We start from the raw sequence: 21,239 nt of genomic DNA on the forward strand, positions 1-21,239 counted from the left end.
CAATTCTGCCCTGCTCCTCCCTCCACCTTGGAACGGGCCCGTCCGGCCCTCAAGCGCATGCGCCCCTTCACCCTCGGCGATTTCGATTTCGCCCTGCCTCCCGAACTGATCGCCCAGCACCCGGCCGCGGAACGCAGCGCCTCGCGCCTGCTCGATGGCACCGGCGAGACGCCGGTCGATCGCGTCTTCCGCGACCTGCCGTCGCTGCTGCGAGCCGGCGACCTGCTGGTCTTCAACGACACGCAGGTCGTGAAGGCCCGCCTGTTCGGCGAGAAGCCCACCGGTGGCAAGCTCGAACTGCTGGTCGAGCGCGTGCTCGGCGGCTCCGAGGTGGCGGCCCACATGAAGGTCAGCAAGAAGCCGCCGGTGGGCACCGTGCTGCGCATGGACGGCGGCTTCCAGGCGACGCTGCTCGGTCGCTGGCCGGAGGCCGACGGGCCGCTGTTCCGCCTGGCGTTCGACGTCGACCCCTACCTGGCGATGGAGCAGCACGGGCATGTGCCCCTGCCGCCCTACATCACGCACGCCGACACGGCCGAAGATGCGCAGCGCTACCAGACCGTGTTCGCGAAGAACCCGGGCGCGGTCGCGGCCCCCACGGCGGCCCTGCATTTCGACGAGCCGCTGCTGGCCGAACTCGCGGCGCGGGGCGTGCAGCGCGCCAGCGTCACGCTGCACGTCGGCGCCGGCACCTTCCAGCCGGTGAAGACCGAGGACATCGCCCGGCACCGCATGCACAGCGAGTGGTACGAGGTGCCGCCGGCGACCCAGCAGGCCATCGCGGACCTGCGGGCGCGCGGCGGCCGCCTGGTCGCCGTCGGCACGACCACCGTCCGCACGCTGGAGTCCTGGGCGCGCAGCGGCCAGGCCAGCGGCGACACCGACATCTTCATCACGCCGGGCTTCGCCTTTCGCCAGGTGGACCTGCTGGTGACCAACTTCCACCTGCCCAAGTCCACGCTGCTGATGCTGGTGAGCGCGTTCGCGGGCCACGAACGCATGCGCGCGCTGTACCGGCACGCGGTGGAAGCTCGCTACCGTTTCTTCAGCTACGGCGACGCGATGCTGCTCGCCCGCGCCTCCTGAGATCCCGATGCTCCAGTTCGAACTCCTGAAAACCGAAGGCCTGGCCCGCCGCGGCCGCCTCACCCTGAACCACGGCGTGGTGCAGACGCCGATCTTCATGCCCGTGGGCACCTACGGCACGGTCAAGGGCGTGACGCCCCGCTCGCTGGAGGAGATGGGCGCGCAGATCATCCTGGGCAACACCTTCCACCTCTGGATGCGCCCGGGCCTGGACGTGCTCCAGCAGTTCGGCGGCCTGCACCGGTTCGAGCAGTGGGACAAGCCGATCCTCACGGATTCCGGCGGCTTCCAGGTCTGGAGCCTCGGCGAGATGCGCAAGATCGCCGAAGAAGGTGTCAAGTTCGCGTCGCCGGTCAACGGCGACAAGCTGTTCCTCACGCCCGAGATCTCCATGCAGATCCAGACGATGCTCAACTCCGACATCGTCATGCAGTTCGACGAATGCACGCCCTACGACACCAAGGGCCACATCACCACGGAAGCGGAAGCGCGCTTCTCCATGGAGCTGTCGCGCCGCTGGGCGCTGCGCTGCAAGGCGGAATTCGCCCGGCTGGAGAATCCCAACGCGCTGTTCGGCATCGTGCAGGGCGGGATGTACGAGAACCTGCGCGAGGAGTCGCTCGCGGCGCTGGTCGAGATGGATTTCCCCGGATACGCCGTCGGCGGCGTCAGCGTGGGCGAGCCCAAGGAGGAGATGCTGCGCATCATGGCGCACACGCCGCACCGGCTGCCGGCCAACAAGCCCCGGTACCTGATGGGCGTCGGCACGCCGGAAGACCTGGTGGAAGGCGTGGCGCAGGGCGTGGACATGTTCGACTGCGTCATGCCCACCCGGAATGCGCGCAACGGCCACCTCTTCACGCGCTTCGGCGACCTGAAGATCCGCAACGCCAGGCACCGCAGCGACGAGCGGCCGCTGGACGAAACCTGCACCTGCTACACGTGCAAGGGCCACGTGCGGCCGGACGGCACGGCGGTGGGCGGCTTCTCGCGCGCCTACCTGCACCACCTGGAGCGCTGCGGCGAGATGCTCGGCCCCATGCTGGCCAGCATCCACAACCTGCACTACTATCTGAACCTGATGCGCGAGGTGCGCGAGGCGCTGGACCTCGGCACCTTCGCGGCCTTCGTCGAGGCGTTCAGGCGCGACCGGGCGCGCGGCGTGTGATGGTCCGCCCGGCGATCCCCGCGCGATGCCATCGGCTATAACGCGGCCATGAACGCGCCGCGCGAACGCAAGTACGTGGTGGCCGCCAAGGCGGTCAATCGCCGCACGACCCCGCGTGCGCCGGCGCCGCCCGCACCGGTCGCCAGGGAGAGGGCCGCTGCCACGCAGGCGCGCCGGCGAGTGGGCGCGCCGCTGGCCGAACTTCTCCGCACGCGCGCGGATGCGCGGCGGCGGGTCTCGGCGCTGGCGGTGGCCGGTGGCATGGTGGCGGCCGGCAGCGGCATCGCGTTGTTCCTGGGCTGGCTGCAGGGGTCCGTCATCCTGGGGGGACTGGGTGCCCTGGGCGCCGGCGCAGGGCTGCTGGCGGTTCGATCGTCCGGTGGGCGGGCGGCAGGCCGGCAGGACGAGGGCCCCCAGGCCCCCCTGCTGGACGAGCCGGCGATGCGCAGCTTCGACGACGCAATGGCGCGGGTGGCGCCGGAACTCCCGGCCGATGCCGCGCAGCAACTGTCGGACGTCAAGCAGCTGGTCGTGCGTATCGCGCGCCATCCGGCCGCCTCCGGTGCGGACGAGCATTTCACCCTCGAAGACCGGATGTACGTGGTCGAGTGCGTCCGGCGCTACGTGCCCGATGCCCTGCAGGCTTATCTCAGCGTGCCCAGGGCGCAGCGCTCGGTCGAAGTGGCCGAAGGCCGGACGGCCCAGGCCGTGCTGTCGGGCCAGCTGGCGCTGCTGCGCACGGCGCTGCAGGAACGCGAGCAGAAGCTGGCCCGCAGCGCCGCGGAAGCGCTCCTGCGGCAGGAGCGCTTCCTCAAGTCGAAACGCTAGCCGCGCTCGGCCAGCGGACCGGTCTCGGTCGGCGGGCCCTGGCGCTCCATGATGTCCGCTTCGTGGCCGTCCCGCAGCGTCTTGGCCAGCGTGAAGGCGCTCGACACCATGAACAGCCACGTGACCATCATGTACGCCTTCTGCCAGTACGGGATGTTCATGCGCCACAGGCCCCAGGCGGTCAGGGCAACGGCCGCCGCGAACGCGATCCACACCGTCATCACCCAGGACGAAGTGTCGACCTGCGAATCGCGGTTGTCGCGGATCGTCTTGGCGACCGCGAACACGGTGAACAGGCAGAAGAAGAAACCGATCGCCAGGAAAGCGCGGTCGAGCTCGGCGCCGGGAAGCTGGATGACCCCGACGGCAGCCGCCAGGATGGAGAGCGCGAACGACAGCCACACCTGGAGCCGCCAGGTGCTGGTGTCGCGTTGCATGATGTATTGGGTGGCCATGGTCGTCTCCTTCTTTTGACCGGATTCAGAGCGCGACCGGGCCGCTCACGGCCGATCGCGTGGCTTCACGGGCTTGCTGCTGCCGCAGCCGATCCACGTACTGGTCGGCCTTGGCGAGCTGCTCCTGGATGATGATGTTGTTCTGCCCCATCACCTCGATGGCCTTGGAGCGGAAGTTGTCCATCGCGTCCATCGCCTTGTAGGTCTGGTCGAACATCTCCTTGAGCTTCTCGATGCCGATCACGGGGTTCTGCGCGAACTGCGTCGTCTTGTCCACGTGCGTGTTCAGCTGGCGGCCCGTTTCCGCGATCAGCCCTTCGATCGATGCGTTGACGCCCGAGAGCATCTCCATCACCTTGATCTGGTTGCCGGTGGCGCGGGCGACCGTCTGGGCGACCGCCAGCGCGCTCATGCCGCTGGTCGCCACCCGGCTGCAGCCGTTCATCATCTCGCGGCCGGTCTTCTTCAGCACGTCGAGCGCCAGGTAGCCGTTGGTGCACACCGCCTGCTGCGTCAGCATGTCCTGCAGGTTCTGGCGCACGTAGAAGAGCACTTCCTGCTCCAGCGCCTTCGCCCGGGTCGCGTCCGTGGCCTTCATCGCCTCGACCTTCTGCGCGAGCCGCCCATCCAGCGTTTCGGCGAAGTGGATCGCCGCGGTCAGCTTCTGCATGGCGTCCCACAGCTTCGTCCGCGTGGCCTCGAGGTCCACCACGTCCCGCTGCATGTCGTCGCGCGCGGCATAGAGCTGCTGCATGGTCTTCTGCAGTTGCCCGGAAGCCGACTGGTACCGGCGGAAGTAGGCCTGCAGCTTGTTGCCGTACGGGATCAGGCCGAGCAGCTTCTGCGGCTGGAACAGGTCGCCCTGGCGGCCGGGATTCAGCTCGTCGAGCTGCTGGCGCATGTCCTGGATGGCCTTGAAAGCGGAGGTGTCCTCCATGCCGATGAAGTTGCGCTGCAGCAGGCGGCCCTGCATGAGGCTGGAGGCGACGGAGACTTCCTCCCGGCCCAGGGCGAACGCGCTGTCGAGGCGCGCCTTGAACCCGTCGCTCTGCACGTCCTCAGTGAGCAACCCGTCCATGAAGCGCTGCACCTGGTCCTCGACGGCCGACTTCAGCTCGGGCGTCAGTGGCACCGCGGTGCGCGCGCTGGCCTCGCCGACGGGTTGGATGACCTCGGGCGGCTGCAGGCGAAAGCCGTTGTCCGCCGGAGCCGGCGTTTGTGTTTCCATGTCCCTCTCCCTCCACCTTGGTGGTTACCAAATGAATCTAACCCGCGCAATGCAGACCCGCAACGCCCGCGTGGAGGAGGCGGCGCGAAGTGTGCGCTGCGGCCAACGCCGGTGTCGCTTTCGTCCATGCGCGATCCCGCGCACGCCGTGCCGATCGAGACGGGCCCCGCAGGTTCGGTGCCGGTCACTCCGCGAGCAGGTGCCCCACCTTCGCTTGCAGGAGGGCGGGATCCGCCTGTGCCGCAGGCAGCGGCGCGCCGACATTCAGCCCCACCCGGCTGAAGAAACCGCGCCGGAACGGCCGCACCATCGCGCCGCCCTGCTCGACCCGGCTGAAGAACGAACCCCAGAGGTTGGTGAGCGCCATCGGAACCACCGGCGGCTCGACCCCTTCGGCGCGGGCAGCCTCCAGCACCTTCATGATGCCGCCCTTGAAGGGCTGCAGCTTGCCGTCGCGCGTGATGCCGCCTTCGGGGAAGATCGCCAGCAGGTCGCCGTCGCGCAGCACCTGCGCGGCGCGCGCGAACGCCGCCTCGTAGACCGCCGGGTCGTCCTTCTGCGGGGCGATCGGAATCGCCTTCGCCAACCGGAACAGCCAGCCCAGCACCGGCACCCGGAAGATGCGGTGGTCCATGACGAAGTAGATGGGCCGGGGGCTGGCTGCCATGAGCAGCACCGCGTCGACGAAGCTGACGTGGTTGCAGGCCAGGATGGCGGGGCCTTCGGTCGGGATGTGTTCCTCGCCGCGCACGCGGAAGCGGTAGACGACGTGCGTCGCCATCCAGGCCGTGAAGCGCAGCAGGTATTCCGGCACCAGCAGGAAGATGTAGGCCGCCACGAGCGCGTTGGCGATGCCGACGAACAGGAACACCTGCGGGATGGTGAACCCGGCCGACAGCAGCGCGCCGGCGATCAGAGAACTCGCGATCATGAACAGCGCGTTCAGGATGTTGTTGGCGGCGATGATGCGCGCGCGGTGCGTGGGCTGCGCGCGCAGCTGGATCAGCGCATACATCGGCACCGAGTACAGGCCGGCGAAGAAGGACAGCAGCCCCAGGTCGGCCATCACCCGCCAGTGCGCCGGCTGGGCCACGAACTGCGACAGCGTCAGCGCCGCGGACGGCGGCAGCCCGCGGGCGGCGAAGTACAGGTCGACCGAGAACACCGTCATGCCGATCGCGCCCAGCGGCACCAGCCCGATGTCGACGTGCCGGCGCGACAGCATCTCGCAGGCCAGCGAGCCCGCGCCGATGCCGACCGAGAACACGACCAGCAGCAGCGAGGCCACCTGCTCGTTGCCGTGCAGCACCTCCTTGGCGAAGCTCGGGAACTGGCTCAGGAAGACCGCGCCGAAGAACCACATCCAGCTGATGCCCAGCAGCGAACGGAACACCACGACGTTGCCGTGCGCCAGCTTCAGGTTGCGCCAGGTCTCGGTGAACGGGTTCCAGTTGATGCGCAGCCCCGGGTCGGTGGCGGGAGACAGCGGGATCCACTGCGCGGAGAGGCGCCCGGCGATCGCCAGCACGATGCAGCTCACGCCGACCCAATGCGGCCCCACCTGCGGCACGGCGATGATCAGGCCTCCAGCGACGTTGCCCAGGAGGATGGCCACGAAGGTGCCCATCTCCACCATGCCATTGCCGCCGGTGAGCTCGCGCTCCGAAAGGTGCTGCGGCAGGTAGGCGAACTTCACCGGCCCGAACAGCGTCGAGTGCAGCCCCATGAGGAAGGTGCAGGCCAGCAGGATGGGGATGTTCGGCAGGAAGAACCCCGCGGCGGCGAGCGCCATGATGGCGATCTCGAGCCACTTCACGAAGCGGATCAGCGTGCGCTTCTCGAACTTGTCGGCCAGCTGCCCGCTGGTGGCGGAGAACAGCAGGAAGGGCAGGATGAACAGGGCACCGATCACCAGGCCGGCCATGGCGGGCGGCAGCCAGCCGACCTGCAGCTGGTAGGTGACCATGACGGTGAAAGCGAACTTGAACAGGTTGTCGTTCGCGGCCCCGAGGAACTGCGTCCAGAAGAAGGGCGCGAAGCGGCGCTGGCCCAGCAGCGCGAACTGGTTCGGGTGCGCATGGGGCGCGGCGGCGGGCGCGGTGTCGGCAACAGCGGTGTTCATCTTTTTCTCCTCCGGGTCAGGCGGCGTGGGCCGGCGCTCGCGGCCCATTCTGCCGCCGAACAGGGCCGTTCACCGCGGCGATCACGGGCCATGCGGCCGCGGCCGCGAGGACGTGCTTCAGCGTGTGGCCGGAGAGCAACTCGCCGCTCGCCTCGAAGATCGCGTGGTCGTTCACCTCCAGCCACTTGGCCACCGCATAGGCCAGCAGGACCAGGCTCCAGCGCACGTCGAGCGCGCCGGGTCGGACGCGGGTCGTCGCGAGCACCAGCACGATCACCGCAATGCCGCCGAACTGCACGATCGCCCAAGGCAGCACGTTGCCGGTCTGGTACCAGGTGGCCACGCTGGCGGGGGCGAGCAGCAGCACCGCGGCCCCCAGTGCGATCCCGGCGCGTGCGCTGACCCGCGTCGCCGCCAGCAGCGCCAGCAAGCCCGCGAAGGCGATCGCCATCCCGCCGCGGTCGATGGCCAGGCCCGCGTCGGAAGGCTGCAGGTGGTACCAAGCCGATGCCGCCGTCGTGACGAGCAGCCCGATGAAGAAGAGGCGGGCACACGCGCGCTCCGTGGCGTCGACCGACCGCGCCGGGAGCCCCTGCAGCGCGTGCAGGCCGAGCACGCCGGCGAACGCGAACGGAAGGTTGGACAGCACGTCGAGCGCGAAGGGCACCCCCCACAGCACGCGCCGGTCGGCGAAGTCATGCAGGTGCGCGGGTTGCGCGAGCGGCGGCGCGAAAACCGCCGCCAGCAGCATGGCGGCGCAAGCGAACAGGAGGATCGCTTCGGAACGGGTGGGCATGGGGCGCATGGCGGCTCCTTGTGAAGAGGAGCGCAGTCTCTCCGCCGCGGCGCGGCCGGTCGCTGGATTTCGGCTACATTGCACTCCATCGACCCCTTCGGTATCGCATTCCTGTACTTTCATGAGCACCACCGCCGACCTCGTCACCGCACTGAAGAAGGAACTGAAGGCGGCCCAGATGACGTACGCGGACCTTGCCACCGGCCTCGGGATGGCGGAGTCCAGCGTCAAGCGCATGCTCGCCAAGGGCGACATGGCGCTTTCGCGCATCGACGCGATCTGCCGGGTGCTGAAGCTGGATTTCGCCGAACTCGCGCGCCGCGTCGCCGATGCGCAGCCGCTCCTGAGCGAGCTCACGCAGGAACAGGAGCGGGCGGTCGTCGCCGACAAGAAGCTGCTGCTCTGCGCGATCTGCGTCCTCAGCCAGTGGACGCTGGAGCAGATCGGGGCGGAGTACCGGCTCAGCGAAGCCGAATGCATCAAGTACTTCGCGCAGCTGGACCGGCTGGGCATCATCGAGCTGCGGCCGATGAACCGCTACCGCCTGAAGCTCGCCAAGACCTTCCGCTGGCGGCCGCACGGCCCGGTGATGCACTACTTCCGCGACCACGCCGTGCTGGATTACTTCAACGGCGGCTTCGACGGACCCGCCGAAAGCGTGCTGCTGGTGCACGGCTCGGTGAGCCGCGCGATCGCGCCCTCGTTCGTCGACCGGCTGCAGCGCGTGGCGCAGGACTTCGCCCAGCAGCACCAGGCGGACCAGAAGCTGCCGGCGAAGGACCGCGAGGGCTACACGCTGGTGCTGGCGATGCGCAGCTGGGAGTTCGCCGCGTTCACCTCGCTGCGCCGCAAGCCCGGCTGACCGCTAACGGAACACCGTGAGGACGCCGGTGTAGCCGTACAGGTGGCTGCGGGCGATCTCGCCGCCGGCGAAGAAGCCGACCAGCGGGACGTCGCCGAGCGCGCGGCGCACGATCTGCATCTCCGCGCTGGGCCCGCCGAAGTGCGGCCCGCCGCGGCCGGAGCAGCTGACGTAGATGGCCCCGGCGATGCGCGACTCCGGGCTCGGGCCGGCGGCGGGGTCCGGCGCGGCGAGCGCGCTCGCAACCGCCAGCGGCAGTTCCTCCGGCTCCAGCTCTTCGCGGATCTCGGCGCAGATGCGCACCAGGTCCGCACGCGCTGCCGCGACGTCGCGCCGGCAGAACGCCAGCCGCATGCCTTCGTCGACCTTGTCCGCGACGGCCACGCCGCGCCGGCGCGGATCGACGCCGATGATGTGGCGCACGACGACATCGGTGCCGAAACTGCCCATGCGCGTCACCACGTCCTCGCTGGGCTGCGTGAGGCCGACCAGCGTGGTCCGCAACGCGGCCACCGCGGCCTGCGGCTGGTCCAGCGTGATGCGCAGGTCTTCCAGCAGCACGTCGAGCGCCGGTTCGCCATCGAGCTCGGTCACCAGGTTGACGTCCGCGCCGGTGATGCGGCGCGCCGGCGCCACCGGCTGGCAGCCCTGGGTGACGCGCGAGACCAGCTGCACGCCTTCCGCGAAGGCCACCCCGGAGAGGCCGCCGCGGAACACGCCGCCCGCCTTGCCGTGGCCCTGCAGATTGCCGTTGCCGCCGACGGCGAACTGCACGGTGTCGGCCCGGCTCGATGCCAGGCCTCCGAACAGGTAGCCGCTGGTGGTGCGATCGGCCAGTTCGGCGATCAGCTCCGCGACGTCGGGGGTGGATGCGTCGGCATGGACCAGCGCCGTGTGCGGGGTGAAGGTCGCCGGCAGCGGCGCGACGCCGGAGAACACGCGGTATTGGTCCGTGGGCAGCGCGCAGAGCATCACGGCCATGGCGGGCTCGTCGAAGTACTCGACGTTCGACGAAGCGATGCCGACACCGACGGTGCCCGACCAATCCGTCACCAGCGGCAGTTCGGCGCCGAGGTGGTCCAGGATGTCCTGGGCCGCGGCGGCGTAGTGGTCGGTGATGTACAGCAGCCCCAGAGTCGGCGATGCCGCATAGCCGTGCAGGCTCATCTGCGCCCGCAGCTGCGCGAGCACCAGGCCGGCGGCCATCTGCCATTGCGGATGCGTGGCATGCCCGAAGGGGAAGAGTTGCACCGGGGGCTCCTACGGCTTCGCGCGGCCCTAGCGCGCGGGGGACTTGGCAGGCGCCTTCTTCGCGGCTTTCCGGGGCGCCTGCGCGGGCGCTCTTGCCGGCGGCGCCACCACGGTGTTGGCCTTGTCGAGGCCCACGGCGCCACGTGCCATGCCGGTGGCCGCCTTCATGGCCTCCTTGGCGACGCCCGTCGCCATGTTGCGGGCGGTGTCCACCGCGGTCTTCTGCGCGACGTCCTTCATGGCGCCCGCCGCGATCTCCTGGAACTGCTGCGTGAGCGCGCCCCACCACTGCATCGGGTCGACGGTGCCGCCGGCGGCGGCTTTCCCCTTGCGCGCCGCAGGCGCCGGCCGCCCGGTGGCCTTGCGCGCGGCCGCCGTGACCTTCTGCGCGCCGCTCGCCACGGTCTCCGCCGTCTTGAGCTTCAGGGCATTGGCGACGTCGCCCATGTTGAAGTTCATGCCGTGCAGCGTGGCCAGCGTCATCTTCTGCACTTCCAGGGCCTGGATGGTGGCGCCCAGCGCCTTGCTGTTCTGCTCCAGCCAGAAATGCACCGCCTTAAGTTCGGTGATGCGCTTTTCCAGCTCCTCCACGTTCAGCGTGGGGGCCACCCAGTTCGACAGGTTCGGCAGCTGCGGGATGTTCTGCGCCGCGCCCTTGGCGATGTTCTGCAGGAAGTCGAAGCCCGGCACGAGCTTGGCAAAGCCGAGGGAAGGGTTGTCGCTCATGGCCGCGCGCTCCGGAGTGGTCCTGCGGACAGCTTACCCCAAGGGCGCGCGGCGCTGGCGCGAGGGCTAATGCCTGTGCGGCACGGGCGGCGCATGGAGGACCGGCACGGCGACCTCCAGCACGCGGGCCTGGCCCTTTGCGTCGCGGAACTGCAGGGCCAGCGGCACCTGCGTGCCCGCGCGGAATGCCGCCTTCAGGTCCATCAGCATCAGGTGGTAGCCGCCCGGCTTGAGTTCCACCGGCTTGCCGGCGGGCAGGTCGAGGGTGTCGACGGCGCGCATCTTCATCACGTCGCCTTCCATCTTCATCTGGTGGATCTCGATGATGCCGGCGGCGGGCGAGGTCACGCCCGTCAGCGTCAGGGGCTCGCGCGCGGTCAGCGTCATGTAGCCGCCGCTGGAGCTCTGGCCCTGGAGGAGCGCGCGGGCCCAGGCGCCCTGGACCGAGACGGGCGCCGGCGCGGGGGCCTGCGCGTGCGCGGCGAAAGTGGCGGCCAGCGCCAGCGTGCAGAGGATGTTCTTCATGGGGGCTCCTTCAATGGCGGTGTTCGCCGGCCTGGCCGGTGGGCAGCAGTTCCAGCAGCGCGGCCGGGGACTTCAGGTCGGATCGCTTCTGCCCGGGTTTCGGCACCTCGACCCAGTCGTTGCGGCCCTCCTCGCACACCTGGCGCACGGGCCAGTACAGCGATCCGGCCTGCGCCGGCAGGCGCGCCACCAGCACGAACTCGTCGTAGTGCGCGTTGGGCAGCATGTCCTCGCGCGTCTTCGCCGTCCAGGTGATGCGCGCCACGTCCTCGGTGACCGTGCGGCCATGGTCCGTCTCGGGTTGCGGCAGGGGCGCGCGCTCGATCGCGAGTTGCCAGCCGGGCTTGGGCATGGGATGCGCGCCGCGGACGCCGGCGGGGATCTCGACGACGATCTGGCGGGTGGCCGACGTGCCGCAGCCGTGGCCGACCTTGAAGGTGGCCTTGTAGCTGCTGCCGGCCGGCGCGGCCTGGTGCTCGAGCACGACATGGGCGCCGGCGGTGCCGGCGGCGAGCGCGGCGCAGGCAAGCAGCCCACGGCGCGGGAAAAACGATGCAAACGGGAACGGCATGTCCAATCCTTGTTCTTGAATCCACGGGTTCGCGCCGCCGCGGGCGCGGCGGTGCTGCGCAGCGGCGTGCCGCTGCGGGTCGACGATCAGGTGGAAAGGACCGGCGGGCCGCGCGGCGGCAGCGCCGGAGCGGCGGCCGTGGCGCTGCGGGAGGCGGGATTGAAGGCGGGCAGCACGCCCACCGACGCCGTGGGGGTGGCCTGCAGTTGCGCAGGCGGCGGCAGGACGGCGACGCACAGCGGGCAATCGAGGCCGGCCGGCTGCGGGGCGTCCCCGTCACCCGCATCCACCGGCACCAGCTTCATGCCGCTGCCGGTGCACACCAGGTCCAGGGCCTGCGGGTGCAGCGCAGGGGCCGCGGCGGCGAGGCCCACGACCAGCGTGAACCACGCCAGCACGAGGCGGGCGAGGAAGCGGGCGGAGCGCAGGCCTTGCATGGAGGAGACGATTATCGCTGCGCCGGGGGATGCGCGCCGGCTAGTCGAAGCGTGGCGCCCGCCGCGCGCGCAGCGATGCGATCCCTTCCTTCACGTCCGGCCCCGCGAAGCCCATGAACTCGAGCGCCAGCGAGGTGTCGAAGGCCGGGCCGGCCTGGCGCAGCCAGTTGTTCAGCGAATACTTGGTCCAGCGGATGGCGCTCTGGCTGCCCTGCGCCAGGCGGTCGGCCACCTCGTAGGCCCTGGGCAGCAGCTGGTCCGCATCGACGGCCAGCGAGACCAGGCCGATGCGCTCGGCCTCCTCCCCGCTCACCGCCTCGCACAGCATCAGGTAGTACTTGGCCTTGGCCATGCCGCACAGCAGCGGCCAGACGATGGCCGCATGGTCGCCCGCGGCGACGCCCAGCCGCGTATGGCCGTCGACGATCTTCGCGTCCCGCGCCGCGATCGAGATGTCCGCCAGCAGCCCGGCCACCAGGCCGGCGCCCACCGCGGGCCCGTGCATGGCGCTCACGATCGGCTTGTCGCAGTTGATCACGTTGTAGACCAGGTCGCGCGCTTCCTTCCAGACCTGCGCGCGCACGGCGAAGTCGTTCGCCATGTCCTCCACCAGCCCGAGGTCGCCGCCGCCGGAAAAACCCATGCCCTCGCCGCGCAGCACCGCGCAGCGCACGCTGTCGTCCTGGCCCACGTCGCGCCAGATCTCCGCCAGCTCGCGGTGGCCGGCGTGGCCGGCCGTCGGCAGCTTGCCGTTGGCCGCCTTCATCTGGATGTCGAGCACGGACTGGCCCGGCCCGCGGCGGCTGATGTTCAGGGTCTCGTAGCGGGCGTAATCCATCGTGGCTTGCGGTAGTCTTGGCGGGATGGCTAGCTTATTCCACCTCGCCTTCCACGTGACCGACCTCGACGCGGCGCGCCGCTTCTACGGTGGCGTGCTCGGCTGCCGCGAAGGGCGCAGCACCGCCACCTGGGTCGACTTCGACTTCGACGGCCACCAGCTGTCGCTGCACCTCGGGCAACCCTTCCCTACCGAACGCACCGGGCGGGTCGGCGACCAGCTGGTGCCGATGCCGCACTTCGGCCTGGTGCTGGAGCTGCCGCGCTGGCAGGAGATGGCGCGCAGCCTCGAAGCCGCGGGCACGGCGTTCATCCTGGAGCCGCAGGTGCGTTACCCGGGTGAGCCGGGCGAGCAATGGACCATGTTCTTCTGCGACCCGTTCGGCAATCCGATCGAGATCAAGGGCTTCCGCTCGCTGGAAGGCCTCTACGCCGCCTGATTCCCGCCCGCCTGTAGGCCCTCTCCTACGCGGCGCGGAGGCCGCGGGGTCTGGCGAGCCCGGTCCTCCTTTGCTACGGTCACGCCCAATGACGCTCGCGGAGATCCTCTCCCCTTCCTGCGCACTGTTCCTGGATTTCGACGGGACCATGGTCGACATCGCACCGCAACCGCAGGCCGTGCACGTACCGCAACCGCTGCTGGACACCCTGCGCGAAGTGCAGGCCCTGCTGCAGGGCGCGGTCGCGGTGATCTCCGGCCGGCCGATCACGCAGATCGACGACTTCCTCGATCCGCTGCGCCTGCCGGTCGCCGGGGTGCACGGCGCCGAACGCCGCGATGCCGCCGGCCGGCTGCACCTGTTGCACACGCATCCGCTCGACCATGTGGAGCAGGCCGCGCGCGGCCTCGCCGCCGAGCACGACCGGCTGCTGGTGGAAAGCAAGCGCGGCTCGCTGGCCCTGCACTACCGGCAGGCGCCCGAACTCGAGGAACTTTGCCTGCGCACGATGGCCGACGCCGTGGCCGAATCGCCCGGCATCTCGCTGCTGCGCGGCAAGATGGTGGTCGAGGCCAAGCCGGGCGGCGCCAGCAAGGGCCGCGCGATCGAGGATTTCCTGGCGGAGGCGCCCTTCGCGGGCCGCACCGCCGTATTCATCGGCGACGACGTCACGGACGAAGTCGGCTTTTCCACCGTGCAGCGCCGGGGCGGGCTCGGCATCAAGGTCGGCGAAGGCGCCTCCGTGGCCCACCGCCGGTTGGCCGACCCGGCCGCGCTGCATCGCGAACTGAGGGAGGCCCTGGCCGCCCGCACCACGAGAACCGCATGAACGACAAGAACCTCACGCCTTCGACCCTGCAGGTCGGCATGATCGGCAACTGCGCGTACAGCGCGCTCATCGACCAGCAGGCGCGCATCGTCTGGTGCTGCCTGCCCCGTTTCGACGGGGACCCGGTCTTCAACGCCATCCTGGACCCGAGCGAGAACGGCAGCCTGTGGTCGTTCGAGCTGGAGGACTACGACCGCAGCGAGCAGCACTACGAGCCGAACACCGCCGTGCTGCGCACGCGGATGTACGACCGGAAGGGCCAGGGCATCGAGGTCACCGACTTCGCGCCGCGGTTCTGGAGCCGCGGCCGCATGTTCCGGCCGCTCACGCTGGTGCGGCGCGTCAAGGTGCTGTCGGGGTCGCCGCGCATGCGCGTCCTGCTGCGGCCGCGCTTCGACTGGGGCAGGGCCAAGCCGGCGGTGACGCAGGGCAGCACGCACATCCGCTTCGTCTCCGGCAACAGCACGCTGCGGGTGAACACCGACGCGCCGCTGTCGTACATCCTGTCGGAAACCTTCTTCGTCGTCGACCGGCCGATGAACTTCATCATGGGGCCGGACGAGACGCTCTCCACCGGCATCGAGGAGACGGCGCGCGGCTTCGAGCAGGAGACGGTGGCGTACTGGCGCCAGTGGACGCGCGCGCTGGCCCTGCCGCTGGAATGGCAGGAAGCCGTGATCCGCGCCGCCATCACGCTGAAGCAGTCGCTGTTCGAGGACACCGGCGCGATCGTGGCCGCCATGACGACCAGCATCCCCGAAGCACCCGGCAGCGGCCGCAACTGGGACTACCGCTACTGCTGGCTGCGCGACGCCTTCTTCGTGGTGCGCGCGCTCAATTCCATCTCGGAAGTGGCGACGATGGAGGAGTACCTGCGCTGGCTGATGAACGTGGTGATCCGCTCCGGCGGCGGCCACATCCAGCCGCTGTACGGCATCGGGCAGGAGGAGAAGCTGCCGGAGTTCATCCTCGACCACCTCCCCGGCTACCGCGGCATGGGCCCGGTGCGCGTGGGCAACCAGGCCCAGGAGCACTTCCAGTACGACGTGTACGGCAACATCGTGCTCGGCGCCGCGCAGGCCTTCCACGACCATCGCCTGTTCAAGCGCGCCGGCCGTGCCGAGTTCGCGCACATGGAAGCGGTGGGCGAACAGGCCTTCCGCGTCTACGACCAGCCCGACGCCGGCATGTGGGAACTGCGCACGCGGGCGCGCGTGCACACGTCCTCGGCCCTCATGAGCTGGGCGGCGTGCGACCGCCTGGCCAAGATCGCCGCCGCCATCGGCCTGCCGGACCGCATCCGCTACTGGCGCGAGCGGGCCGACATGATCCGCGGCCGCATCCTGAAGGAGGCGTGGAACCAGGACCGCCAGGCCTTCGCCGAAAGCTTCGGCGGCCGCGACCTCGACGCCAGCGCGCTGCTGATGGCGGAAGTCAACATGATCGACCCGAACGACTCGCGCTTCATCGCCACGGTCGACGCGCTGGAGAAGTCGCTCTGCGACGGACCCTACATGCGCCGCTACGAAGCGGCCGACGATTTCGGCAAGCCCGAGACGGCGTTCAACATCTGCACCTTCTGGCGCATCGACGCGCTGGCGCGCATCGGCCGCAAGGCGCAGGCCCGCGAGATCTTCGAGGTGATGCTCAAGAGCCGCAACCACCTGGGGCTGCTGTCCGAGGACACGCACCCCGTCACCGGCGAGATGTGGGGCAACTTCCCGCAGACCTACTCGATGGTCGGCACCATCAATGCCGCCGTGCGGCTGTCCGCGCCCTGGGACACCGTGATCTGAAGGAGCCCTGTTGAGCCGCCTCGTCGTCGTCTCCAACCGCATCGCCGACCCCCGGCAGACCGCCGCCGGCGGCCTGGCGGTGGCACTGGCGGAGGTGTTGAACAACACGGGCGGCCTCTGGTTCGGCTGGAGCGGCAAGATCGTCGACGATGCCGAGGGCGACGACGTGCACATGCTGCAGGCGGGGCCGGTGAAGCTGGCGACGGTGGACCTCTCGCACGTGGACCACGACGCCTTCTACCTGGGCTACTCCAACGGCGTGCTGTGGCCGGTGTTCCACTACCGCGTCGACCTCGCCGACTTCGACGCCGGCTACATCAACGGCTACCGGCGCGTGAACCAGCTGTTCGCGCGCAAGCTGCTGCCGCTGCTGCGGCCCGACGACGTGATCTGGGTGCACGACTACCACCTGATCCCGCTGGCGGCCGAATTGCGGGCGCTGGGCTGCACGCAGCAGATCGGCTTCTTCCTGCACATCCCGCTGCCGCCACCGTTGATGCTGGCGGCGATCCCCGGGCACGACTGGCTGATGCGGGCGCTCTTCGCCTATGACCTGGTCGGCTTCCAGAGCCAGTCCGACGTCGACCACTTCACCAAGTACGTCGAGACCGAGGCCCACGCGCAGCCGCTGGATGGCCAGCGCTGGCGCGCGTTCGGCCGCACGGTGCGGGCCGGCGCCTTCCCCATCGGCATCGACGTCGACGAGTTCACCGGCCTCACCTACGCGAGCGAGGCGGTGGAGATGTACGAACGCATGAAGCGCGAGTACTCGCGCCGCAAGCTGCTGGTGGGCGTCGACCGGCTCGACTACTCCAAGGGCCTGCCGCAGCGCATGCGCGCCTTCCGCGAGTTCCTCACCCGGCACCCGGAGCTGCGCTCCAGCGCCACGCTGATCCAGATCGCCTCGCCCAGCCGCGAGAACGTCAGCGCGTACACCGACCTCCTGCGCGAACTCGAGACGCTGTGCGGTTCCATCAACGGCAACTTCGGCGAGCTGGACTGGATGCCGGTGCGCTACATCCACCGCACCGTGCCGCGCGCCCGCCTGCCCGGGCTGTACCGCGCCAGCCGCGTCGCGCTCGTCACGCCGCTGCGCGACGGCATGAACCTGGTGGCCAAGGAGTTCCTCGCGGCGCAGGACGAAGCCGATCCCGGCGTGCTGGTGCTCTCGCGCTTCGCCGGCGCGGCCGAGCAGCTGAAGGAAGCCCTGCTGGTGAACCCCTACGACACCGAGGGCACGGCGGCGGCGATCCAGCTGGCGCTGCAGATGCCGCTGGAGGAAAGGCGCGACCGCCACCAGGCCATGATGCGCACCGTCCGCCAGTACGACGTGCACTGGTGGTGCGAGAGCTTCCTGGCCGCGCTGGCCGAGGCGCAGCCCGAAGAGAAGGGCACGTCCTGGCTCAGGCTGTAGCGCTGGCGCCAGCGCCTTGCGGACGCGGTGGGCAAAGCCCCCACGTCTTTCTGGAAATTCCTGAATCCACCCGCGCGCCCGCCGCGTATTCAGGGGGCGAGGTCCGGCCATCCCGCCGGTCCCGCTTCCAAATTTCAGGAGATCCTCCATGCAACGCCAACTCATCGCGGCCTGCGCCGCCACCCTGCTCGCCGCCGCCGGCGGTGCCGCTTTCGCCGAAGGCTATGGCCGCAACGTCATGGTCGACATGAACGCTTCCGTCGCGGGCTCCACTGCCGTGATGGGCGCGTCGGGCGCCACCAAGATGGTCGGTGGCGCGGCGATGTACCCCACCAAGGACATCGTCGACAACGCAGTGAACTCCCGCGACCACACCACGCTCGTTGCCGCCGTGAAGGCCGCCGGCCTGGTCGACACCCTGAAGAGCACCGGTCCGTTCACCGTCTTCGCGCCGACCAACAATGCGTTCTCCATGCTGCCGGCCGGCACGGTCGACACGCTGCTCAAGCCCGAGAACAAGCAGACCCTGACCCAGGTGCTCACGTACCACGTGGTGCCGGGCAAGGTCGACGCCGCATCGCTCGCGCAGCAGATCAAGGCCGGCGGCGGCAAGGCCATGCTGAAGACGGCCAGCGGCGGCACCCTCACCGCCAGCATGCGCGGCAACGACGTGCTGATCACCGACGCCAAGGGCAACGCCGCGGTGGTGACCACCGCCGACGTGTACCAGTCCAACGGCGTGATCCACGTCGTCGACAAGGTGCTGCTGCCGTCCTGATGCAGCGCGGGTGGGCGGCCCCGCCCGCCCCTTACCGCAACACCGCGGCGAGCCCCACCAGCCCGATCCCCAGGGCGGCGAGGGCGTCGCCCGCGATCATCCCCCCGCCGAACAGCGACGTGCCGCTCATGTCCTCCGGCAGGTCGTCGCGCTTGGCCGTGTTCCGCTCCAGCAGGCTGGCCACCACGCCGCCCGCGGCAAACCACAGCGCCGTCGGCAGGTTCACGAATCCCCCCAGCGACATCGCATAAGGCGAAGGCAGCAGCACCGCGTCCACCAGGAACGACCGCGGCCGCAGCACCTTGCGCGCGACTTCGATCGCGAGCCCGAGCCCCACGCCCAGCATGATCGCCGTGCGCTGGTGCGGCTGGTCGTCCGTCAGGCTGCGCAGCACGCCCACGAACTTGTAGGTCATCGCGGACGTCCACTCCACCGGCTGCTCGTCGGCCTTCATCACCGTCTGGTCCAGCAGCAGCACCGGGTACGCCGCCATGAACACGCGCGCGAACCCCACCGCGAGTAGGGCCCCGACCAGGACGCCGAGCACCTGGTAGCGGAACTGCAGCACGCGCGGCGTGCCGAGGCGCCAGCCGGTGGAGCGGTCCTGCTGCATGTCGCAGGCGACGCTCGTGGACACGAGCAGGATCGCACCGGCCATGAGCCCGACGCCGGGATCGGCGAGCCCGAGCAGCGCCATCAGGACCACGGCGACCACGAACGCGGACGAGATCGGGTTGGAATCGCTCACGCCCACCGAGATGCCGTTGACCAGCGCGAAGACGAACACCAGGGCGATGGCGAGCGCGAGGAAGAACAGCGGCTGCCCGAGCAGCAGGTGGCCGGTGGCCAGCGTTCCCCCGGTCCATGCGAGGACCCACAGCCAAAGGCGGCCCCGGTCCACGCGCTGCCACGCTTCGGCGGCGGGGGCGGCGGCGGCTCGCCGGCGCGCCGCGGGCAGCGCGTCGCGGAAGATCAGCGCCAGGTCCACGAGGGCCGCGCCCATGATCGTGCCCAGCGCGATCAGGAAAGTGATCTTGCGGAACGGATCGCCCGGCTGCAGCCAGCCCACCGCGACGAACACGGGTTGCAGGGACCAGCCGAGCAAACCACCGACCGCGGCGGCGACGCCGATGCGCGCGCGCACCACCAGCCCGGCGCCGAAGGTCGAGGCCGAGAACTCCGCGGCCGCGAGCCAGGGGATGCGTCCGGCGGACAGCCCGCCCACCAGTCCCGCGACACCGCCGCCGGCCAGCCGTCCCACCGAGCGCCGCAGCAGCACGGGATCGGTCAGCGCGCGCAGGATGTTGGCCACCGCCAGCCCGGACGGGAACGTGAGCCGCATGCGGTCGACCAGGATGGGCGTGTAGAGCATGCCGATGCCCACGCCCAGCATGCCGATGCAGGTGAAGTACGCGACCAGCTGCCATGCCGGCGGCTGCGGCAGTCCCATCCACACCATGGCCTGCACCAGCACGCCCATCGCGGCCATGCTGGCCACCGACGCGGCCGCGGTCTGGATGTAGTTGGCACCGTGCCTGCCGCGCGCCCCGTAACCCGCGGTGACGGCGGACCCCAGCAGGCCGGCGAGCACCTGGCCGCCGACGAAGAAGCCGAGGGAGAAATTCATGTACGCCGCCGTCAGCCCGGCCAGCGGCCCCAGCACCAGCATGCCGCTGGCGGCGAGCAGCAGGTGGTAGCGCCAGCTGCCCTCCGCGGGCAGCCAGCGCCAGCGGGGCGGCGCGTCCATGGCCACAGTATGGCCTGCGCTGCGCAATCGCATTGCTTGGCGATTGCCGGGTGTCGGATTAGCATCCCTCGCATGCAGTTGCTCCCCGTCCTGCTGCTGGCGGGCGTCCTGGCCGCGCCTGGCGCGACGCAGGCCGCTCCGGACGAGGCCGCCCTCGGCAAGGCGGCCGGGTACCCGGTGCAACGCTCCGGGCCCGGCTTCAGCATGTTCACCGACCACTACAAGGTGGGCACGTTCAGCCAGATGGACCAGGTCTTCTGGCCCCGGGTCGTGCAAGCCCCGGCGGAGGCGTCGCCCCTGCCGGCCGATCCGGTGCCGCTTGCCAACTTCCGCTACACCTTCGATGGCGCCAGCCTCGGCATCGACGACTTCCTGGCCCGCCAGAGGATCACGGGGCTGCTGGTCATCAAGGACGGCAAGGTGCTGGTCGAGCGCTATCAGTACGATCGCACCGCGGCGCACCGCTTCGCATCCTTCTCCGTCGCGAAGACGGTCACGGCCTTGCTGGTCGGGTTGGCCCTGCAAGACGGCCACATCGTGTCGCTCGACGACCCGGCGGCCAGGTATGCGCCGGAGCTGAAGGACTCGGCGTGGGGACCCGTCACCGTGCGCAACTTGCTGCGCATGTCCTCCGGCGTCCGCTGGAACGACAAGGTGATGGCCGGCGCGGAAACCGACGGGGCCCGCCTGGCGGTGGAATCGTTCTACCAGCGTGGGCGCGGCGGGGCCAGCGCAGTCGCTTGGGTACGCCAGACGGAGCACCCGCAAGGCACGCGGTTCAACTACAACTCCGCGGAGACTTTCGTCCTGGGGGTGGTGCTGCGCGGCGCGCTGCGGACCGACCTTTCCACCTATCTGTCCGAGAAGGTCTGGAAACCCATGGGCGCCGAGGCCGACGCCTCCTGGCTGGTCGACCGAACCGGCCTGGAAGCCGCGAACTGCTGCCTGAACGCAACCCTGCGGGACTACGGCCGCCTGGGCATGCTGCTCGCCAACGACGGCCTTTGGAACGGGCGGGAAGTGCTGCCGCGGGAGTTCCTGCTGGACGCGACCGACCCCGCACGGCAACCTGCGCACCTGCAACCGCGCAAGGCAACCCCTTATTTCGGCTACGGCTACCAGGCCTGGCTGTATCCCTATCGGACGCGCACTTTCGGGATGCGTGGGTTGTTCGGGCAGGAGCTCATCGTGCAGCCCGATTCGCGCTTCGTCATGGTGATCACGTCCGCCCTCCAGTCGGCCGACCAGCCCGCGCACATCGCGGTGGAGCGGAACACCCTGCTGGGCGCCCTTCTCACGACGCTGGGCGGCAAGGCCGACCTGTACCGCTAGCTCCTGATCCC

General features: G+C 70.0%; 21 protein-coding genes. 10 read left to right on the forward strand and 11 right to left on the reverse strand.

Annotated features, from left to right (window positions below; all coding sequences use genetic code 11):
• The first annotated feature begins 57 nt into the window (after positions 1-57).
• From queA to IM787_RS07090, 3 genes are read left to right on the forward strand one after another with little or no spacing between them, the layout of a single operon-like run.
• Complete coding sequence (gene queA / locus IM787_RS07080; RefSeq protein WP_193675936.1) at positions 58-1,086, forward strand: tRNA preQ1(34) S-adenosylmethionine ribosyltransferase-isomerase QueA; 1,029 nt, start codon at positions 58-60, stop codon at positions 1,084-1,086.
• Positions 1,087-1,093: 7 nt separating this feature from the next.
• On the forward strand, positions 1,094-2,254 hold the full coding sequence (tgt, locus tag IM787_RS07085) for a tRNA guanosine(34) transglycosylase Tgt (protein WP_193675937.1): 1,161 nt from the start codon (positions 1,094-1,096) through the stop codon (positions 2,252-2,254).
• A gap of 48 nt (positions 2,255-2,302) precedes the next feature.
• Positions 2,303-3,082, forward strand: a complete 780-nt coding sequence (locus IM787_RS07090) for a hypothetical protein (RefSeq protein ID WP_193675938.1) — start codon at positions 2,303-2,305, stop codon at positions 3,080-3,082.
• Here the strand turns inward: IM787_RS07090 and IM787_RS07095 are convergent.
• The 4 genes from IM787_RS07095 to IM787_RS07110 form a co-directional block, all read right to left on the reverse strand.
• Entirely contained in the window at positions 3,079-3,537 is a 459-nt protein-coding gene (locus IM787_RS07095; protein WP_193675939.1) for a YiaA/YiaB family inner membrane protein, read from the reverse strand. The genes IM787_RS07090 and IM787_RS07095 overlap by 4 nt on opposite strands.
• Positions 3,538-3,562: 25 nt before the next feature.
• On the reverse strand, positions 3,563-4,765 hold the full coding sequence (locus tag IM787_RS07100; RefSeq protein WP_193675940.1) for a toxic anion resistance protein: 1,203 nt from the start codon (positions 4,763-4,765) through the stop codon (positions 3,563-3,565).
• A 184-nt stretch (positions 4,766-4,949) separates the two neighbouring features.
• A complete protein-coding gene (locus tag IM787_RS07105; protein ID WP_193675941.1) occupies positions 4,950-6,887 on the reverse strand; it encodes an MFS transporter in 1,938 nt (645 codons plus the stop codon).
• A 16-nt stretch (positions 6,888-6,903) separates the two neighbouring features.
• Complete coding sequence (locus tag IM787_RS07110; protein ID WP_193675942.1) at positions 6,904-7,683, reverse strand: hypothetical protein; 780 nt, start codon at positions 7,681-7,683, stop codon at positions 6,904-6,906.
• Between the two features lie 121 nt (positions 7,684-7,804).
• Here IM787_RS07110 and IM787_RS07115 point away from each other — a divergent pair, with 121 nt between their 5' ends.
• Positions 7,805-8,545, forward strand: coding sequence for a helix-turn-helix domain-containing protein (locus IM787_RS07115; protein ID WP_193675943.1), 741 nt, complete (start codon positions 7,805-7,807; stop codon positions 8,543-8,545).
• Between the two features lie 3 nt (positions 8,546-8,548).
• Here IM787_RS07115 and IM787_RS07120 read toward each other — a convergent pair whose 3' ends face one another.
• The 6 genes from IM787_RS07120 to IM787_RS07145 form a co-directional block, all read right to left on the reverse strand.
• Entirely contained in the window at positions 8,549-9,796 is a 1,248-nt protein-coding gene (locus tag IM787_RS07120; protein WP_193675944.1) for an FIST signal transduction protein, read from the reverse strand.
• A 27-nt stretch (positions 9,797-9,823) separates the two neighbouring features.
• The gene (locus IM787_RS07125) at positions 9,824-10,522 is read right to left on the reverse strand and encodes a PhaM family polyhydroxyalkanoate granule multifunctional regulatory protein (RefSeq protein WP_193675945.1); all 699 of its coding nucleotides are present in this window, start codon (positions 10,520-10,522) and stop codon (positions 9,824-9,826) included.
• 66 nt (positions 10,523-10,588) lie between these two features.
• Entirely contained in the window at positions 10,589-11,047 is a 459-nt protein-coding gene (locus tag IM787_RS07130; protein WP_193675946.1) for a copper chaperone PCu(A)C, read from the reverse strand.
• A gap of 10 nt (positions 11,048-11,057) precedes the next feature.
• Positions 11,058-11,618, reverse strand: coding sequence for a YcnI family copper-binding membrane protein (locus tag IM787_RS07135; RefSeq protein ID WP_193675947.1), 561 nt, complete (start codon positions 11,616-11,618; stop codon positions 11,058-11,060).
• Between the two features lie 86 nt (positions 11,619-11,704).
• On the reverse strand, positions 11,705-12,055 hold the full coding sequence (locus IM787_RS07140) for a DUF2946 domain-containing protein (RefSeq protein WP_193675948.1): 351 nt from the start codon (positions 12,053-12,055) through the stop codon (positions 11,705-11,707).
• Positions 12,056-12,095: 40 nt separating this feature from the next.
• Positions 12,096-12,893, reverse strand: a complete 798-nt coding sequence (locus tag IM787_RS07145; RefSeq protein WP_193675949.1) for an enoyl-CoA hydratase/isomerase family protein — start codon at positions 12,891-12,893, stop codon at positions 12,096-12,098.
• A gap of 25 nt (positions 12,894-12,918) precedes the next feature.
• On the opposite strand from IM787_RS07145, the gene IM787_RS07150 reads away from it, so the two are divergent.
• The 5 genes from IM787_RS07150 to IM787_RS07170 all read left to right on the forward strand — a co-directional run bounded on the left by IM787_RS07150 (position 12,919) and on the right by IM787_RS07170 (position 18,149).
• Positions 12,919-13,332 carry a VOC family protein gene (locus tag IM787_RS07150; RefSeq protein WP_193675950.1) on the forward strand — a complete coding sequence of 138 codons (414 nt, stop codon included), beginning with the start codon at positions 12,919-12,921 and terminating at the stop codon, positions 13,330-13,332.
• A gap of 88 nt (positions 13,333-13,420) precedes the next feature.
• Positions 13,421-14,161: a trehalose-phosphatase gene (gene otsB / locus IM787_RS07155; RefSeq protein WP_193675951.1), complete on the forward strand. Its 741-nt coding sequence runs from the start codon at positions 13,421-13,423 to the stop codon at positions 14,159-14,161.
• Positions 14,158-15,957 carry a glycoside hydrolase family 15 protein gene (locus tag IM787_RS07160; protein ID WP_193675952.1) on the forward strand — a complete coding sequence of 600 codons (1,800 nt, stop codon included), beginning with the start codon at positions 14,158-14,160 and terminating at the stop codon, positions 15,955-15,957. Before otsB ends, IM787_RS07160 begins: the two co-directional genes overlap by 4 nt.
• A 10-nt stretch (positions 15,958-15,967) precedes the next feature.
• Positions 15,968-17,371, forward strand: coding sequence for an alpha,alpha-trehalose-phosphate synthase (UDP-forming) (gene otsA, locus IM787_RS07165; RefSeq protein ID WP_193675953.1), 1,404 nt, complete (start codon positions 15,968-15,970; stop codon positions 17,369-17,371).
• Positions 17,372-17,618: 247 nt separating this feature from the next.
• Entirely contained in the window at positions 17,619-18,149 is a 531-nt protein-coding gene (locus IM787_RS07170; protein ID WP_227494215.1) for a fasciclin domain-containing protein, read from the forward strand.
• Positions 18,150-18,180: 31 nt separating this feature from the next.
• Here IM787_RS07170 and IM787_RS07175 read toward each other — a convergent pair whose 3' ends face one another.
• Complete coding sequence (locus IM787_RS07175) at positions 18,181-19,896, reverse strand: OPT/YSL family transporter (RefSeq protein WP_227494155.1); 1,716 nt, start codon at positions 19,894-19,896, stop codon at positions 18,181-18,183.
• A 72-nt stretch (positions 19,897-19,968) separates the two neighbouring features.
• Here IM787_RS07175 and IM787_RS07180 point away from each other — a divergent pair, with 72 nt between their 5' ends.
• Positions 19,969-21,228: a serine hydrolase domain-containing protein gene (locus tag IM787_RS07180; protein ID WP_193675955.1), complete on the forward strand. Its 1,260-nt coding sequence runs from the start codon at positions 19,969-19,971 to the stop codon at positions 21,226-21,228.
• Positions 21,229-21,239 lie beyond the last annotated feature (11 nt).

It is taken from the genome of Ramlibacter pallidus (assembly GCF_015070875.1).
GTDB lineage: Bacteria > Pseudomonadota > Gammaproteobacteria > Burkholderiales > Burkholderiaceae_C > Ramlibacter > Ramlibacter pallidus.